The sequence below is a fragment of the Paenibacillus sp. N22P23 genome (assembly GCF_059383735.1).
Genome location: NZ_JBXENT010000001.1, coordinates 1,564,132 through 1,580,394 on the forward strand (window position 1 = coordinate 1,564,132; position 16,263 = coordinate 1,580,394).

General features: G+C 49.5%; 15 protein-coding genes. 2 read left to right on the forward strand and 13 right to left on the reverse strand.

Going from position 1 to position 16,263, the window contains the following annotated elements:
* Nucleotides 1–17: 17 nt before the first annotated feature.
* Nucleotides 18–995, reverse strand: a complete 978-nt coding sequence (locus AC506A_RS07450) for an alpha-ketoacid dehydrogenase subunit beta (RefSeq protein WP_494817314.1) — start codon at nucleotides 993–995, stop codon at nucleotides 18–20.
* 42 nt (nucleotides 996–1,037) lie between these two features.
* On the reverse strand, nucleotides 1,038–2,105 hold the full coding sequence (pdhA, locus tag AC506A_RS07455) for a pyruvate dehydrogenase (acetyl-transferring) E1 component subunit alpha (protein WP_091215764.1): 1,068 nt from the start codon (nucleotides 2,103–2,105) through the stop codon (nucleotides 1,038–1,040).
* 281 nt (nucleotides 2,106–2,386) lie between these two features.
* Here pdhA and AC506A_RS07460 point away from each other — a divergent pair, with 281 nt between their 5' ends.
* A complete protein-coding gene (locus AC506A_RS07460; protein WP_495460327.1) occupies nucleotides 2,387–3,127 on the forward strand; it encodes an alpha/beta hydrolase in 741 nt (246 codons plus the stop codon).
* Nucleotides 3,128–3,191: 64 nt separating this feature from the next.
* On the opposite strand, the gene AC506A_RS07465 is transcribed toward AC506A_RS07460, so the two are convergent.
* Both AC506A_RS07465 and AC506A_RS07470 read right to left on the reverse strand, forming a co-directional pair.
* Nucleotides 3,192–3,668, reverse strand: coding sequence for a low molecular weight protein-tyrosine-phosphatase (locus AC506A_RS07465; RefSeq protein WP_495460328.1), 477 nt, complete (start codon nucleotides 3,666–3,668; stop codon nucleotides 3,192–3,194).
* Nucleotides 3,665–4,345 carry a trimeric intracellular cation channel family protein gene (locus AC506A_RS07470; protein WP_495460991.1) on the reverse strand — a complete coding sequence of 227 codons (681 nt, stop codon included), beginning with the start codon at nucleotides 4,343–4,345 and terminating at the stop codon, nucleotides 3,665–3,667. Before AC506A_RS07470 ends, AC506A_RS07465 begins: the two co-directional genes overlap by 4 nt.
* Nucleotides 4,346–4,557: 212 nt before the next feature.
* Here AC506A_RS07470 and AC506A_RS07475 point away from each other — a divergent pair, with 212 nt between their 5' ends.
* A complete protein-coding gene (locus AC506A_RS07475; RefSeq protein WP_495460329.1) occupies nucleotides 4,558–5,199 on the forward strand; it encodes a thiamine diphosphokinase in 642 nt (213 codons plus the stop codon).
* Nucleotides 5,200–5,244: 45 nt separating this feature from the next.
* On the opposite strand, the gene AC506A_RS07480 is transcribed toward AC506A_RS07475, so the two are convergent.
* The 9 genes from AC506A_RS07480 to AC506A_RS07520 all read right to left on the reverse strand — a co-directional run bounded on the left by AC506A_RS07480 (nucleotide 5,245) and on the right by AC506A_RS07520 (nucleotide 16,224).
* Nucleotides 5,245–7,236: an endonuclease MutS2 gene (locus AC506A_RS07480; RefSeq protein ID WP_495460330.1), complete on the reverse strand. Its 1,992-nt coding sequence runs from the start codon at nucleotides 7,234–7,236 to the stop codon at nucleotides 5,245–5,247.
* Between the two features lie 458 nt (nucleotides 7,237–7,694).
* Nucleotides 7,695–8,474, reverse strand: a complete 780-nt coding sequence (locus tag AC506A_RS07485) for an MBL fold metallo-hydrolase (RefSeq protein WP_495460331.1) — start codon at nucleotides 8,472–8,474, stop codon at nucleotides 7,695–7,697.
* Nucleotides 8,475–8,519: 45 nt separating this feature from the next.
* The gene (locus AC506A_RS07490; protein WP_495460332.1) at nucleotides 8,520–9,188 is read right to left on the reverse strand and encodes a GNAT family N-acetyltransferase; all 669 of its coding nucleotides are present in this window, start codon (nucleotides 9,186–9,188) and stop codon (nucleotides 8,520–8,522) included.
* A gap of 17 nt (nucleotides 9,189–9,205) precedes the next feature.
* A complete protein-coding gene (locus AC506A_RS07495) occupies nucleotides 9,206–9,871 on the reverse strand; it encodes a GNAT family N-acetyltransferase (protein WP_495460333.1) in 666 nt (221 codons plus the stop codon).
* A 37-nt stretch (nucleotides 9,872–9,908) separates the two neighbouring features.
* Nucleotides 9,909–10,772, reverse strand: a complete 864-nt coding sequence (locus AC506A_RS07500; protein ID WP_495460334.1) for a carbon-nitrogen hydrolase family protein — start codon at nucleotides 10,770–10,772, stop codon at nucleotides 9,909–9,911.
* 32 nt (nucleotides 10,773–10,804) lie between these two features.
* Nucleotides 10,805–12,160, reverse strand: a complete 1,356-nt coding sequence (locus tag AC506A_RS07505) for a HAMP domain-containing sensor histidine kinase (RefSeq protein ID WP_495460335.1) — start codon at nucleotides 12,158–12,160, stop codon at nucleotides 10,805–10,807.
* Nucleotides 12,157–12,855: a response regulator transcription factor gene (locus AC506A_RS07510; protein ID WP_495460336.1), complete on the reverse strand. Its 699-nt coding sequence runs from the start codon at nucleotides 12,853–12,855 to the stop codon at nucleotides 12,157–12,159. The genes AC506A_RS07505 and AC506A_RS07510 overlap by 4 nt, the downstream gene beginning before the upstream one ends.
* Nucleotides 12,856–12,987: 132 nt before the next feature.
* Nucleotides 12,988–14,547, reverse strand: a complete 1,560-nt coding sequence (locus tag AC506A_RS07515) for an ABC-F family ATP-binding cassette domain-containing protein (RefSeq protein WP_495460337.1) — start codon at nucleotides 14,545–14,547, stop codon at nucleotides 12,988–12,990.
* A 54-nt stretch (nucleotides 14,548–14,601) separates the two neighbouring features.
* Nucleotides 14,602–16,224, reverse strand: coding sequence for a serine/threonine protein kinase (locus AC506A_RS07520; protein WP_495460992.1), 1,623 nt, complete (start codon nucleotides 16,222–16,224; stop codon nucleotides 14,602–14,604).
* Nucleotides 16,225–16,263 lie beyond the last annotated feature (39 nt).

Sequence of the window (16,263 nt, forward strand, 5' to 3'; positions counted from 1 at the left end):
TATGGTGGGTTTATATATTAGAAGTTCAGCACTTGGTTTACTGCTTTCACGATACGAGCAGGGCTTGGCAGCCAAGCGTCTTCCACTTGTGCAAACGGGTATACCGTATCTGGACCAGCTACGCGAAGTACCGGTGCTTCCAGATGAAGGATGGCGTTCTCATTGATTTGAGCGATGATTTCCGCAGCTGCACCTGAAGTTTTTTGTGCTTCCTGTACAACGATTGCGCGGTTTGTTTTCTTGATCGAAGCAACGATCGTTTCGATATCAAGCGGTAGCAGTGTACGCAGATCGATAACCTCTGCTTTCACGCCGCTCTTCTCAAGCTCTTCAGCAGCTTTAACAGCTGTGTGAACCATTAGTCCGTAAGCAATGATTGTCACATCGGAACCTTCACGAACGACGTTCGCTTTACCGATTTCGACTGTGTATGCCTCTTCAGGCACGTCTTGACGGAATGCATGGTACAGGTTCAAATGCTCCATGAAGAATACAGGGTCGTTGTCGCGAATTGCCGCAACCAGCAAACCTTTTGCATCGTATGGGTTCGAAGGCACGATTACTTTGATACCAGGCGTTTGGATCGCCAAGCCTTCAAGGGAATCCGTGTGAAGCTCAGCTGCCTTAACGCCGCCGCCGAATGGCGTACGGAATACGATTGGCGAGTTGTAGCGTCCGCCGGAACGGTAACGCATACGTGCTGCTTGGATAAACATTTGATCCATTGCTTCATAGATAAAACCGACAAATTGAATTTCCGCAACCGGACGGAAGCCTTGAAGCCCCATCCCTACTGCCATACCGGCAATTGCAGACTCAGCAAGGGGTGTATCGAATACGCGATCTTCGCCGAATTCGCCTTGCAGTCCTTCTGTCGCACGGAAAACGCCGCCAACTTTACCAACGTCTTCACCGAAAATATATACATTCGGGTCATTCTTAAGTTCCACACGCATTGCGTCGCGGATCGCTTCTTTCATATTCATTTGAGCCATTGTCGCGAGTTCCTCCTTAGCTAACTTCGATAGTCATCCCATTTATTGGAAATCGGCTTTTTGCGCTTCCAGGTGAGCAGGTGTGTGCTCGAACATGGAATCAATCAGTCCGTTCACAGTCATTTTCTCTGTTGCTTCTGCTTTCTTGATGTGCTCGTTTACCGTTGCTTTCGCTTCCTCTTTCACGCGGGCTGTATCTTCGTCTGACCACAGACCCTTCTTCTCAAGGAATTTAGCGAAACGAGTGATTGGATCTTTCAGGCTCCATTCGCCTTCTTCATCCTTCGTACGGTATTTCGTTGTATCATCCGCCATGGAATGCGGACGGAAACGGTATGTCAGCATCTCGATCAACGTAGCGCCTTCGCCGTTACGGCCGCGCTCTGCAGCGTCGGAAACCGCTTTGATAACAGCAAGAACATCCATTCCGTCAACTTGTACGCCGCGGATACCGGCAGCAACTGCTTTGTGTGCAACCGACAACGCTGCTGTTTGCTTCGCGTATGGTGTAGTGATCGCATAACCGTTGTTTTGAACAACGTAAATGACCGGGAGCTTGAACGCGCCGGCAAAGTTCATGCCTTCGTAGAAATCGCCCTCTGAAGAACCGCCGTCACCTGTGTAAGTGATCGCTACGCGCTTCTCGCCTTTTTTCTTAAATGCCATAGCAACGCCTGTAGCATGTAGAATTTGAGCGCCGATAATGATTTGCGGCATAAGAACGTGAACGTCCGCAGGGATTTGACCACCATGCTGATGACCACGGGAATAAAGGAATGCTTGATACAGCGGCAATCCGTGCCATACGATTTGCGGCATGTCGCGGTAGCCAGGGCAGATGAAATCATCTTTGTTTAGTGCATATTCGCTTCCGATCATGGAAGCTTCTTGACCCGATACTGGTGCGTAGAAACCAAGACGACCTTGTCTTCCCAAGTTTACGGCACGCTCATCCCATGTGCGCGTGAAAACCATACGATACATAATTTCTTTCAATTGCTCATCCGACAAATTCGGCATAAGCGCTTCGTTAACAATTTCCCCTTCAGGAGACAAAACGGAAAGTGGAGTTACTGGCTCCGTCTGAACTTCATAAGGCAGCTTGCTCATATTGTTCACCTCAGTTGAATATTTGAAAAAACGAGTATCCCTGTTATAGAATGATTATAAACCTGTTTAACCGAAATGGTCAAAGCATAATGCACAATAAACCGTTGTATTTTGCAACATTTGATCTATTAGCCTGCTAAATTGTATATGTAACAGAACTATCGAACTAGTAGTACAGTATAGTACAACAGGGCATAATCCTAGCAAAAGCTGCAATGTTTCCTCCCTTTTGTTTACCCACATCACGGACAAACCATGCACGGACAAAGGAGTTTTTATTCATGACTGATCCTCGTTATTTGAAAAGAACGATTGTAAAGGATGTCATTACCAGTCGATTGCTGCCGGAAGGCTCTCGCGATCTCAGGGTATATTTACCACCGGGTTACAATGAATTGCTCAGCTACCCGGTCGTCTATTGCCAAGACGGCGAACAATTTTTCAATTTCGGCCGTATTGCAACCATTGCCAACCAGCTCATATTGGACGAAGGGATTGAGCCTTTCATCATTGTTGGTGTAGATGTGGATGTTAAGCTGCGCACTGCCGAATACGCACCGGGCGGCGAACGTCACCATGGATACGTCACCTTCTTCGGTGATGAACTGATTCCATATATCGAGTCCAAATATGCAGCCAGACGAGACTCTGATGCCCGGATCCTTGCCGGCGATTCATTAGGCGGATCCGTCAGCTTTCACATTGCGCTCACCTACCCCGAATTGTTCCATCAAGTTATTTCCTTGTCAGGAGCGTTTTATGCCGCATCACGCGAGATTGCCGAGCAGGCATCCGATCTCAGCCGGCTTGAACTGTTTATGATTGTGGGATTGCAAGAAACGGCGTTCAAATCCGATAGCGGTGTATTTGATTTTGTAGCCATTAATCGTGAGATGAAAGCCATCCTTGAATCAAAAGGCGCTAGGGCACATTACAGCGAGCATGACGGCGATCATGTATGGGGCTTCTGGCAGCAGCACATCCCGGATGCGCTGAGAACGTTCCTTCACCCGGAGGCATAAGCGCCATATATGGAAAAGACCGCATCCCCATTAATTTAAAGTGGGAATACGGTCTTTCTTTATTTTACAATTGATGCTCGTGACGAATTCGCTCTAGCAGATTCTCGCAGCCTTTCGATACAAGCCCATAGACCTCATCGAAATTGCCTGTGTAATACGGGTCTGGGACATCATCGCTCGACTCATCGGGCAGCAAATCCATGAACTTGAACACTTTGGCATGAAGATCAGAACGGCTTCCGAAGAGCGCATGCACATCCCGCTCATTGGCACTGTCCATGCAGATGATATAGTCGAAGGTCTGATAGTCGTTGATAAGCACTTGTCTAGCTCGCATTCCCTCGTACGAAATTCCGTAACGCTCCAGCAGTCCGCGCGTACCTTCATGCGGCGGCTTGCCAAGATGCCAATCTCCCGTTCCGGCGGAATCGACTTTAATCCGGTCCTCCAGCTCACGTGCCTTCAATTGATGTCTCAGCACCGCTTCAGCCATCGGCGACCGGCAAATATTTCCCAGACAAACAAATAATACGCTAATCATGATCCTTCTCCTTTTTCTTGCTCAATCTTGGCAGCTTCAGCGCGCTCTTTATCCGAGTGTACCGACTGCGCGAGCGCGTATTTCAATGATCGCCTCGGCAGCCGCCAATTGTAGTGAACCGATAACATTCTGAAAATAATAACGATGACGAATAAAACAAGCAATTCCACAGGGGATTCGAAAAAACCCAAGCCAATCGCGGCACCTGCGGCAAGCGCCCAAACCGCATAGATCTCATCACGCAGCACCAGCGGCTTACGGCCTGCCAGCACATCGCGAATCATCCCTCCGCCGATACCTGTCAGCATGGCTGCAACCATAGCTGCGCTAAGCGGGTACTTGCCCGTTGCGTACAGTGCCCCTTGAATCGCAAAAGCCGACAGCCCGATCGCATCGAAGAATGCTTCGCTCTTCTTCCATCTATTGATCCACTTGACCGGCATAACAAATGCGATTGTCATTGCGATTACAGCTGTCTTCAGCAGCATTCCCTGCGTCCATATCGTCGTAATCGGAACGTTAATCAATAGGTTTCTGATGACGCCGCCGCCAAATGCAGTAACCAATCCAAGCACATACACGCCTAAAATATCATACTCTTCTTCCATGGCCACAATTGCGCCGCTGACTGCAAATGCAATTGTGCCGATAATGCTGAATACGGTAAAAATGTCCATGTCCATCTGTAGATTCATTGCTTGCTGCCTCCGCGTGTCTCCGCTCAATATGATCCTTACTCATTTTAGCCGCGGCTCGTCGAATCTTCAAGCGTTACATTTTCCACTTCACCGACAATTCGGCTGGTCAACGATTCTTATGGGAAGTATACTGTCCTAAAACGCTTCTGGTTCGCGAACGGACAAGAACGATCGCAAAGGCAGGCCTACATATGATTCCTAATCGAATAGTTATTTTTACAGGCGGACGGCTTGGTCAGTGGGCGCTTGATCTCTTAACCCCTGACGATCTGCTTATCGGAGCAGATGCCGGTGCATTATTCCTCATTGAGCACGGCCTTCGGCCGCATATTGCGCTCGGTGATTTCGATTCCGTCACACCGGCTCAACTCGAATATATCCGCGAGAACAGCGGAGAGACGCATGATTACGATCCGATCGACAAGGATTATACCGATACGGAGCTCGCTTGGCGTCTTGCGTTATCTAAGCGGCCACAGCAAATCGTCATGTTAGGTGCACTCGGAACAAGGTTCGACCACTCGCTGGCGAATGTTCACTTGCTCCGAATGGCGCAGCAGCAAGGGATTCCTGCATCGATAGTAGATGAACACAACTGTATTCAGCTTACCGCAGATCAGACAAAGCTATTAACCAGCAGCTTCACTTTCGTATCTTTACTGCCGTTATCTGAACGTGTAACAGGCATTACCTTAACCGGCTTTCAATATCCGCTGCGTGAGGCAACGCTCGAAATCGGTCAATCACTCGGGATTAGCAACAAGCTTCAAAGTGAGGAGGGTCACATTTCCATCAAACAAGGAATGCTGCTCATCATACAAAGCCGGGACTAAAGGTGACTAATGGAATGCCACCCTTGTCGCGTCTTCTCGCGACAATCAAGCCTTTGGCTCATCCGGCGGCGTGACAATAGTTAACCCCGGGACAAATTTGCGCCCCATAAGCTTTCGCGTTTTACGGTTCTCCTTCGAATCGAACACGATATCCATGTCATAGCCTTCTTCCAGTTCCGGGTACAGCTGTGTACTCGGAATGTAGAGGGACAGGCGCTTGCGGTTGAAAGTCATCTTACTTTTCTGAACCTGAACAACCACATCACCTCGTTCATTCGCTGGTTGAAATACGATTCCAGTCCGTTTAAGAGGATAAATCCAGACACAATCCCCGATTTCGAACGGTTTCTTGCCTCCCGCCGAATGTGCAGCTTCCTCATTACGCTTTACTTGAACCTTTGCCTCTTCTTTATTACTTGCCCGCTTCAGTTCATCATCCCATCGCAAGGCTGATTTGGAATCAAACTCCGCAGCATTCAACTTCTGGCCCTGATGCTCTGAGCTTAAGGTTTTGGCTGCCACAACTCGTTCCTCTGCCCGTTTAATCACGCTCTCAGGCAACCCAAATCTCCGCGCTATCGCAAAAGCATAGCTGTCCCCTGCCTCCCCGATTTCAAGCTTGTAGATCGGCTGCAGCGTATCCGCATCGAAAGCCATGCGGGCGTTCGTACAGCCTTTCATGACAGAGGCGAATCGTTTAATCTCGTTAAAATGCGTCGTTGCGGCCACAAGCGAACCACGTTTAAGAAGCTCCTCCAGCACGGCAATCGACAAGGCAATACCTTCACCGGGATCAGTGCCGGCTGCCAGCTCATCAAGCAAAATAAGCGAGCGAGCATTCGCTCTGCGAAGCATGTCGCTCAGGCATTCCATATGCGCAGAGAACGTGCTTAACGACTGCTCGATACTTTGACCATCGCCGACATCTGCCATAATGGTTTGGAATAACCCCAGTTCCGTCCCCGCCTCCGCAGGGATAAGCAACCCAGATTGCACCATTAGCGCGAATAAACCAATTGTTTTGAGTGCAACCGTTTTGCCGCCTGTATTAGGCCCTGTAATGATAAGCTGACGCCAATCGCCTCCTATTTCAATCGTAAGCGGCACTGCTTTTCCGCCTAACAGCGGATGTTTGGCGCCAATCAGTTTCACATACGGCTTATCGACAATCGCAGCTTTAATGCCGTTAAACGTCCGCGATAGCTTCGCTCTGGCAAATATAAAATCAAAGGATGCCATCGCCTCCACGTTCCATCTCAGTTGGTCACTCTGTTCTTCCGCTAAATCAGAGAGCTGCGAGAGGATCAGTGTACGTTCTCGCTCCTCTTCACTCTTCCAAATTTGCCATTCCGCTTGCAGATCTGCTACGTCCACCGGTTCAACGAACAACGTTTGACCGCTTGCCGACTCATCCCACACTGTACCCGGCACCTGTCTGCGCAGGTCTCTCTTCACAGGGAAAACGTAATGGCCGTTGCGCTTGCTTACCAATTGATCCTGAAGCGCGTTCTTATATTTACCCAACAGTTGGCCCAGCTTACGCTCAATTCGCTCTTCGGCTGCTGCTAGATGCCTGCGGATGTCACCTAGAGCCGGAGACGCTTGATCGGTTAGCGTGCCATGTCGGATACAGCGCTGAAGTTCCTTCACAAGTTCCGGACAATCGTACATCGAATCGGCATAGCTGCTGATCGTCGGAGCAGTCATTCGTTTACTGTCCATATATCTTTTCATTTGTCCGATTGAAGTGAGCCACACTGCCAAATTACCAAGCTCCTGCTCGCTATAGATTTTCCCTTTGCCTAGCAGTGCCATGAAGACCTCCATCCCCTCCATCGCAGAGATCGGAACGCTTGCACCGGTTGCCAGCAGTGCCGCAGCTTCTTCGGTTTCACCAAGCCACGCTTTCACGCGACCTGGCTCTGCACTCGGTTCATGACGCTCGGCGAGGGCTCTTCCTGCATCAGAAACCGTGTATGTGAGCAGCATCGCTTTGATTTTATCGAATTCCAATTTCGTCATAGACGCATTATTCATTTGTGGTTAACCATCCTTTTTGGGTGTTTGTATTTAAATGCAAAAAAACAGGGACAGAACGCATACGCATCCCATCCCTGTACATGGACTTCTCGGTAAATTCCCTTATCGATTCGACGAAGAACCCTGCTTCCGGCAAACAGAATGCGGATTTCCCGTAGAACGAAAAAAGGCGTGCTCGAAAGAGCACGCGAATTTACCGTCCAGTAGGCGGAAATTGTCATGTTCTTAACTCATTGGTCGCACGACATAAGTGAGATATAACAATATAAACCTACTCCAATCGGAGAAAGCCCACTTGAATATCGAAAAATGCCGTGCACCCGGCAGCGCTTCTGGCGCCGGGTATTATCCAATTTAGAAGTTAAGAACCATAACCCGCATTAAAATTTCCCCTTACTGCTTAAAGTTACCTTAATAATAGCGCCAGCACTCGCGACAAGTCAAGCGGCAATCGCCTAGACAGTCACGGCAAGTCCAGCATGCGCAAATGCGACATTTGAAGGCAGCCCATAGTCTCGCCGCAAATCGATATCGTGCGACATATGCGTAAACATCGTCTTAGCCGGCTTTAGCCCTTCGAGCAAGACCAGTGCTTCTGTTACATCATAGACGGAACGCGTCTCGAATGGGTACGGCTCCTGATAGAAGCTCGTCCCCAGTATGAGCAAATCCAGCTCTGCCAGCGGTTCAAGCTCTTCACCCTCAAGCGCAATGGAATCCGAGCAATAAGCAAATGCCTTGCCGCGCTCAGCATGCGTGAACCGAAATGCGTACGCATACCCGTTCTTGCCATGGTTTACTTTCCACGTCTGCACTTCCCAACCGCCGAATTGAAGCGGTCCTGTGATCGGATGAAATTCAATATGCGAAGTCAGCCATGGAAACCGGGTCAGAATATCGCGAATCACATCAGGCATCGCATAGGCTTTTCCTTTGCACTTCAGCCATCTGCATAGATCTGCCCACTCCGGCAGTCCCGCGATATGATCGAAATGAGCATGCGTAATTAATACCGTATCGATACGCTTGAGACCTGCCGCTTCCATCTGACTGCGCCAATCCGGACCGCAATCAATCAGCATCGTCCCAAACTCTTCATCGGCTAGATGAACGAGTGAACGCAATCTGCGGTTCACACCGCCTGATCTCGCCTCCTCACACACATTACACGAACAATAGACGCGAGGTACGCCCATTGCATCACCTGTTCCCCAGAAGGTGATTGTCGTCGCCAAGATTGATTCCCCCATTCCTACCTGCGATGTTGACGCACATCCCCTCTACAGAGGTTTTAGCGCAAGTTTGGATTGACCTTTCAATCCTTCGACCATGGCATACCATTCATCCGGCTTATTAGGCAGAGCTGAATAATATTCCGTCAAGAACGCCACCACGAGCGATGCATCTAGTTCAGTCCGGTTCTCGTCTTGAGGCAAGAAACATAGATCAAGCCCGCCAACTGCAGCTCCATCCTCTTCCCAAGATGGATGAACGTATGGGAAGTCAATCCTCATATAGCCGATATGCGACAGCACTTCACGGCGCACAAACGGATTCATTGGATATACGCCGCCGAATTCATATTCTGCTACCGTCGGGTTGTAAATTTCCGCAAACATCCCGATTGGTTCGGTTCCGCTTTGCTGTGCCAACCGTTCCAAATCGCGAGAGCGGTTGCGCATCAGAAACCGACCTACGCCAAGCCCTGGACGACCGACAATTGTAAAATCCGTCATCGCGACTTGCATACCGGCATAATACCGATACTCCGTCGTGCCCACTACCTCACCTTCGTGAACTGCGACATAGACGTGAATGCTGGGATCTTCAAGCGGTCCAGCCCATTTCTCATAAGCGAGTACCTCTTCCTTCGGGAAAATGGTTTTCATCAAGTCATGCATATTCTTGAATAATGGGTTATCGATCGATTGAATGCGTATGTAGTCCATTGTGAATTACTTCCTCTCTAGTCATTTATGAATGGATTCTTCCACTCCATGAGTGCAGCGTATCCGCAGGATTCTTCATCCTCCAGATAGTGCTGTGCAACGCCGACAGGCAGTCGACCGCAGCGCATTAGAAACGAGATCACGGGATCGTTGTACAGCCCCTTAGTGATACCTGTTAAGTAGTCCGCTGCCGAGACTGTATCTGCATACCGATGATAGCCTGGCATTCTACCACCGCCAAGCAGCCTGTTGAGCCGAAGATGAACGACGACCTCATACATGCTTTGCATGAGCCATTTGCCGATGCCGGCTTTACGCATTTCAGGGATGACGCATAGATCCACGATATAAAGCGTAGTGCCATCCGGGTCGTGATTGCGTATGTAGCCGCTGTCCGTGACAGCCTCCCAGGTATGATCGCCTTCTAATTGCTTCTCGTTTACAAGAAGCCCAGTCATAGAGCCGATTAATCTGCCATCCATTTCCGCACATAACGCGCCTTCCGGAAACCGGGTAATATGCTCACGGAGCTGCGTCTCATTCCACCATAGTTCGGAAGGAAACGGTGGCGGGAAGCTTTCCCGCTGAATGGCGATCATCCCCTCAATATCAGAGAAATTGTAGTTGCGAATCACTATTTCGATCGGCTTGCCCAACAGGTAGACAATTAATTGTTTACGCATCGCTCACCCTCCCCTCCGACTAACGACTTACCTTCAATTAAGACCAATCGCAATATAAATCCGTTCGGCGATCGCGCCAAGTCGTGACCGAACCGGCAGCGCGCACGTCATGAAGCAGCTGTACATTGAGATCGGCGACAACAAGCATGTCATCGTTAATGACGCCTTCAGTCATAATGCCGGCTGGAGGAAAGGGGATATCGTTTGGTGAGATAACAGCAGCTTGTCCGAAATTAGCACGCATAAAATCAACCTTGCGCAGCGATCCAACCGTACCTGTCGTCACGATATAAACTTGGTTCTCGACTGCCCTTGCATGGCAGCAGTAACGAACCCGGTAGAAACCATGCCGATCATCGGTGCAGGAAGGACAAAAAATGATGTCTGCCCCTTTCGCCCGGGCCATCCGTACCACTTCCGGAAACTCGATATCGTAACAAGTCAGCATTGCAATTGTGCCGTACTCTGTATCAAATACGCGCAAGGATTCGCCATGCGACATATTCCAATCCTCGCGTTCAGTCGGCGTCATATGAAGCTTAGCCTGCTGCTCCACACGGCCGTTCGGGTAGAACAAATGCGCCGCATTGTTCAGCTTGCCGCCTCCGGCATCAATGACATGTGTTCCGCCAACAATATGAACTTGATATTCAGCTGCGAGCGACTTAAACAAGTCAATGTAGCGATCCGTAAATTCAGGCAGTCTTTCAATCGACAGCGGACGTCCCTCATCGTCCCCGATAGAGAGCAGCTGCGTCGTGAAAAACTCCGGAAACAGAATAAATTGAACCCCATATTCAGATGCATTACGAACATAATGCCGAACTTGATCGGCAAACTGTTCGAAGCGCTCGATATCTGCCAGTTTGTACTGGACAGCACAGACACGCAAACTCCCCATAGTTCTCCCCGCCTTTATAAGCTTTAAAAATATTATTTGCGCAGTGGCAGCGCAATCGAGATGGTCGTTCCTTGTTCAGGTTTGCTGAATACATCGATTTGACCTTCATGCAAATCGACAATCCGCTTTGCAATGGATAACCCAAGTCCGGCACCACCGGTGGAACGGCTTCTGGCACTGTCTACGCGGTAGAAGCGTTCAAACAAATGAGGAATTTCGTCCTCGGGAATACCCATTCCTTTGTCCGAGACCGAAATCCGAATGACGCCTTTATGCGCGCCAAGCGTAACATCGATCGGTTCCTTACTGTATTTGATCGCATTGTCAATGAGAATGACAAGCAGCTGCCTGATCTTGTCCTTATCACCGATCATGCGAACATCCTGTTTTCCTGTATGTACGCGAATCATTCGTTGGAACGTGATATGGAGCATATCCGCCGTTTCATCCGCCAGCTGAACGAGATTAAAGTTTTCTAAATTCAGCCAATCTTCTTGCTCAGCTTGCGCAAGCTGCAGCATCGATTTGGTCAAATTCTGCAATCGCTGCGATTCCTTGCTGATCGCTTCAATCGCTTCATCACGAATGTTGACATCATCGCGTCCCCATCTCTTCAACATGCCTGCATAGCTGGAAATAACCGTTACCGGCGTCCTCAGCTCATGTGACGCGTCGGCAACGAACTGCTTCTGCCGCTCGAATGTGCGATCCAGTCGGCCGATCATTTGATTAAAGGCACGTGCAAGCTGCAGCAGCTCAGCAGATTGATCGCGCTGAGCGAGCTCGATCTGTCGCAGCTTGCCGCTGCGGTCGATTTCCCTCATCGTCTGTACCATGTGCTGAATCGGAGACGTCAGTCTCGAAGTAAACCAATAGGTGCCGAAGATCGCGAACAAGATCGCGCCGATACTGGTAATGGTCAGTGCAATAACCAGAACTTGCAAGTAGCTGTCCAGCAGGGTCAGTTTGCGGTAAAGCTCCAACGTACCGATCACTTGTCCGTCATGGAAGAGCGGTACCTTCATATACAGCACACGTCGACCTTCAAGAAAGAACATCCCCGTATCATGCTGACTGGAAAATTCCGACTTCAACGCCAGCAGCTCGGAGTCCGAGCCTTGTGAATTCACAATTCTGCCGCCCCGATCGACGATACGAATGAGCTCACTGATGTTATAGAAATCCCGCAGCAGCTCACCATTGGCCAGCTGCGTGGGATCAACGATTCGCGGATCTTCGAGCAGTATATTTACTTTGTTCGTCAGGAGTTGATCCTCGCTGCGAATCGTGATTTTAATCACAAATAAATAAACAAAAATGTTAAACAGGATCAATATAAAAATGAGCCAAAAAATCGTGAAAAACGTAAATCGTCTGCGCAGCGTCATGCATCCGGCTCCTTGAGCATATAGCCGACACCGCGAACCGTGTGGATGAGCTTATGCCGGTACCCTTTATCGATTTTCTGGCGCAGATAACGGATGTACACATCGACCAAATTCGTCTCTCCGATAAAATCGTAACCCCATACTTCAGATAGGATATCTTCACGTGACTTCTCTTCATTCCGATGCTCAGCCAAATAAACAAGCAGTTCGAATTCACGCGGGGTGAGCTCAATTGCCAAATCTTTGCGGAACACTTTGCGCGTACGCAGCTCGATCGAGAGATCGGCTGCTTTCAGCACATCCGGACTCTCCGTTTCCTTCGGTTGCTGCTGAAAGATCCGCAGTAAATTGCGAACGCGGGCCAGCAGCTCTTCCATCGCGAAAGGTTTTGTAATATAGTCATTGGCGCCATGCTCGAAACCGCTTACCTTGTCCGGGATCGTGTCACGCGCCGTTAATAGAATAATCGGGATTTGATTGCCGGATTGCCGCAGTCTGCGCAGCACTTCAATTCCGTTAAGCTCAGGCAGCATCACGTCAAGAAGGAGCATATCCCATTCGCCGTTGTTGACTTGTTCAAGTCCGCTTCTGCCGTCTGCGGCACGACCGACCAAATAACCTTCATGCTCTAGCTCTAGCTGAAGGACCCGTGCAATGCCGTCCTCATCTTCGATGACAAGAATGCGTTCGTTCATTCTCGCTGTACACCCACTTTGTTATAGACTTATACAGGACAAGCCCGTTCCCACTATCATAAAGAAGCAAAAGCGCCATTGCAAGCAGCAAAGCCGCCAATCCTAAGCTTGGCGGCTTTGTTATCTATCGGTTTAGATCATCGCGTGCTGCATCGACCATTGCTCTACATCCCATACCTTCGTTACCCAATCCTCATAGAAATCAGGTTCGTGGGAAACCAGAATAATGGTTCCTTTGTAGGACGCCAGCGCACGTTTGAGTTCTGCTTTCGCATGGATATCCAGATGGTTGGTCGGTTCATCAAACGCGACCCAGTTGCTCTCACGCATGAGCAGCTTACACAGACGAACCTTCGCCTGTTCGCCGCCGCTGAGCTGGTTCAGCGCACGCGTGATATGCTCATTCTTCAAGCCGCAGCGTGCCAAGGCCGCGCGTACTTCATGCTGATTCATGCTGGAAAATTCGTTCCACACATCATCTAGCGGCGTTAAATTCGGTGCTTTCACCTCTTGCTCGAAATAAGCAGGGAATAGATAGTCACCGCGGTAAATCGTGCCGTCAAGCGCATCGATTTTGCCTAGAATCGTCTTCAGCAAGGTCGATTTACCTACGCCGTTACTACCGACAATCGCAATCTTATCTCCCCGCTCCACAAGCATATTCATTGGCGGAATCAGCGGTTTGCCGTATCCGATCGTAAGCCCTGATGCCTCGAAGACGGTCTTGCCGCTTGTGCGCGCTTCTTTGAAAACAAAAGTCGGCCTTGCCGCTTCCTCCGGCTTCTCGATCCGCTCAATCCGGTCCAGCTGCTTCTCGCGGCTCTTAGCCCGGCCGCTTGTCGAAGCACGCGCTTTATTCTTCTGAATAAATTCTTCCTGCTTCTTGATGTATTCCTTCTGCTTCTCGTAGGCATCGATATGCTGCGCTTTATTCATGTCCGCCATCGTTAAGAACTTCTCGTAGTTAGCGGCATAACGCGTGAGCTTCGTGAACTCCAAGTGATAAATAACATTCACGACTTCGTTCATAAAGCCCGTGTCATGCGAAATAAGAATAAAGGCGTATGGATAGTTCTTCAAATAGTGCGTCAGCCATGTAATATGCTCTTCATCCAAATAGTTCGTCGGCTCATCGAGCAGCAGCACCATCGGCTTCTCCAGCAGCAGTTTAGCCAATAGCACCTTTGTACGCTGTCCACCGCTTAGCGATGCGACATCACGATCAAGTCCAATGACACTAAGACCAAGTCCGTTCGCCATCTCATCGACCTTCACATCAAGCAAATAGAAGTCCCCGATTTCGAGCTCCTCCTGAATTTCGCCCATACGAACGAGCAGCACTTCAAGCTGGTCGGAATCGGCATCCCCCATTTGGCCGGCAATATCATTGAGCTCCCGCTCCAGTTCCAGCAGAGGAAGAAACGCGTCTTTCAGCACATCACGTATAGTCTTGCCGGGAACAAGCTTCGTATGCTGATCCAGATATCCGTATCTGACACGGGATGTCCACTCGACCTTCCCGCTGTCCTTTAACAATTTGCCTGTTAGAATATTCATCATCGTCGACTTGCCCGTCCCGTTCGCGCCAACAAGCCCTACACGTTCGCCGGCGAGCAGCCGGAAGGATACATTTTTGAATAAAGTGCGGTCGCCGAAGCTATGGGATAATTCCTCTATCGTCAATAAACTCATGTTCAAGCTCGCTTTCCAATGATAATTAAGCGCCTTAATTGCTACGCTCGCAACTCATTGTATCACAGGATGTGATGGAATGTGCCGGGATGCTGCAACTATTTCTTGCAAAATAGGCTGAAAGGCGCGTTCCAGAAGGCTTAGCCAATTTTTGTGGGACGTCGCCCACTTGCCTGACCAGAGCAATTCAACCAGTTGATCCGCCGGGAGCAACGGAACGGAACATACCGGATTCTCCGGAATTGCGGCCATCCATTCACTCCGATTACGAAATGATAAATCTTTATTAGCAACCCAGTAAGTCTTGCGACCGGCCTGCGTACGTTCGAAGCAAATGCGCGCTGCCGATTGCAATCGCTGCGGCGTCCATTTGAAAGGGGAAGGATCTACAACGAAGATCAACTCATCGCATTGAGTCATTTCAAGCGTTAGTTCGGGGAAGGTTGGCCATCTGCTGGAGAGATCAGTAAGTACCAATGACGAGTCTGCTGATTCCGACATAAGCCGATATTTTAGCGTGGGTTCAACATTCTCAGATGCGCGATCAGGCTCCAAAGCATGCCAATTAATATGTCGGGATGGCGAATGAAAGGTTCGATATTTGCCTCGCCATACTTGCTGTGATGTCGACCGAAGCCGCAGTTGCAATTCCGGTGTGTATAATAAAGCATGCCATTCTGGCTCTAGCTCCGGATGTTCAATCGCTGTACATGAAACTCCTTGCTGCTCGAGTAAATGTGCTAGTGAAATGGTTATGAAGGTTGCTCCTGCGCCGGGTGACAACGATGCCACCAGGATTGTTCGACTACGGTTTTTCAGGTGATGAACAGTTTGATTCATCATGTGGTGCGATGCGGGCTCATTGCCCAAACAAGCTTCAAGGGCGTGCTTAGCCTCCATCATCGAGCTGTATCTGCACATTGGGTTCGGATCGAGCATGCGGTTTAACACTTCGGATATGTTGGTGGGCAAATAGCTCGGTAAAGATTTGGGCCGGGCGGTTCCCTCCTTCGTAAGGTAGCGATTGCCTCCGTTCAGCAAATAGTATAGTAATGCACCTAATCCAAACACATCCGTGCGCGCGTCACTTTGATACGCACCTTCTTGTTCCGGTGCTGAGAATCCCGGCGTTCCAAGCATAACCGTATCCTGTACTTTACCCGGCTTATATTCTCTTGCAATCCCAAAATCAATCAAACGCACAAACCCGCCGCGATCCATCATCACATTCGTCGGCTTCAAGTCTCGATGAATAATCGGCGGGTGTTGGCTGTGCAAATAGTGCAGCGCTTCGCACAGTTGACTTCCAATTGCAACGATGTCCGCGAGTCGAATCTCTCCACCGCTAGAGGTCATATAAGCTTGAAGGGTGATTCCGTCGATGTAATCCATGACTACAACTTCACAACCCAGTTCTTCGACATGCGGGAAATAATCCACAATTAGAGGCAAATGAGGATGGTTCAAGCGCATCAGAAGCGCCGCCTCTTCTGCGCCGTTCCTTTCTTCGTGCTTATGAAGCGAAGCAACCTTAAGCGCGCGGAGCTTCCCATGTAGACGTAGATCTTCTGCGGCATAGACCTCCCCCATACCGCCTCTGCCAATTAATCCGACAATGCGGTATCGACCTCCAATTATTGCGCCATCCTTAAGCAAAACCTGATTCTCATTGACCATGCTCAATCCAGCAGCCTCCCCCAGACGCAAAAAAAGCAT

Coding starts and splice junctions, on each gene's coding strand:
- AC506A_RS07450 (WP_494817314.1), bottom strand. CDS start 995: ATGGCTCAAATGAATATGAAAGAAGCGATCCGCGACGCAATGCGTGTG.
- pdhA (WP_091215764.1), bottom strand. CDS start 2,105: ATGAGCAAGCTGCCTTATGAAGTTCAGACGGAGCCAGTAACTCCACTT.
- AC506A_RS07460 (WP_495460327.1), top strand. CDS start 2,387: ATGACTGATCCTCGTTATTTGAAAAGAACGATTGTAAAGGATGTCATT.
- AC506A_RS07465 (WP_495460328.1), bottom strand. CDS start 3,668: ATGATTAGCGTATTATTTGTTTGTCTGGGAAATATTTGCCGGTCGCCG.
- AC506A_RS07470 (WP_495460991.1), bottom strand. CDS start 4,345: ATGGACATTTTTACCGTATTCAGCATTATCGGCACAATTGCATTTGCA.
- AC506A_RS07475 (WP_495460329.1), top strand. CDS start 4,558: ATGATTCCTAATCGAATAGTTATTTTTACAGGCGGACGGCTTGGTCAG.
- AC506A_RS07480 (WP_495460330.1), bottom strand. CDS start 7,236: ATGAATAATGCGTCTATGACGAAATTGGAATTCGATAAAATCAAAGCG.
- AC506A_RS07490 (WP_495460332.1), bottom strand. CDS start 9,188: ATGGACTACATACGCATTCAATCGATCGATAACCCATTATTCAAGAAT.
- AC506A_RS07495 (WP_495460333.1), bottom strand. CDS start 9,871: ATGCGTAAACAATTAATTGTCTACCTGTTGGGCAAGCCGATCGAAATA.
- AC506A_RS07500 (WP_495460334.1), bottom strand. CDS start 10,772: ATGGGGAGTTTGCGTGTCTGTGCTGTCCAGTACAAACTGGCAGATATC.
- AC506A_RS07505 (WP_495460335.1), bottom strand. CDS start 12,160: ATGACGCTGCGCAGACGATTTACGTTTTTCACGATTTTTTGGCTCATT.
- AC506A_RS07510 (WP_495460336.1), bottom strand. CDS start 12,855: ATGAACGAACGCATTCTTGTCATCGAAGATGAGGACGGCATTGCACGG.
- AC506A_RS07515 (WP_495460337.1), bottom strand. CDS start 14,547: ATGAGTTTATTGACGATAGAGGAATTATCCCATAGCTTCGGCGACCGC.
- AC506A_RS07520 (WP_495460992.1), bottom strand. CDS start 16,224: ATGGTCAATGAGAATCAGGTTTTGCTTAAGGATGGCGCAATAATTGGA.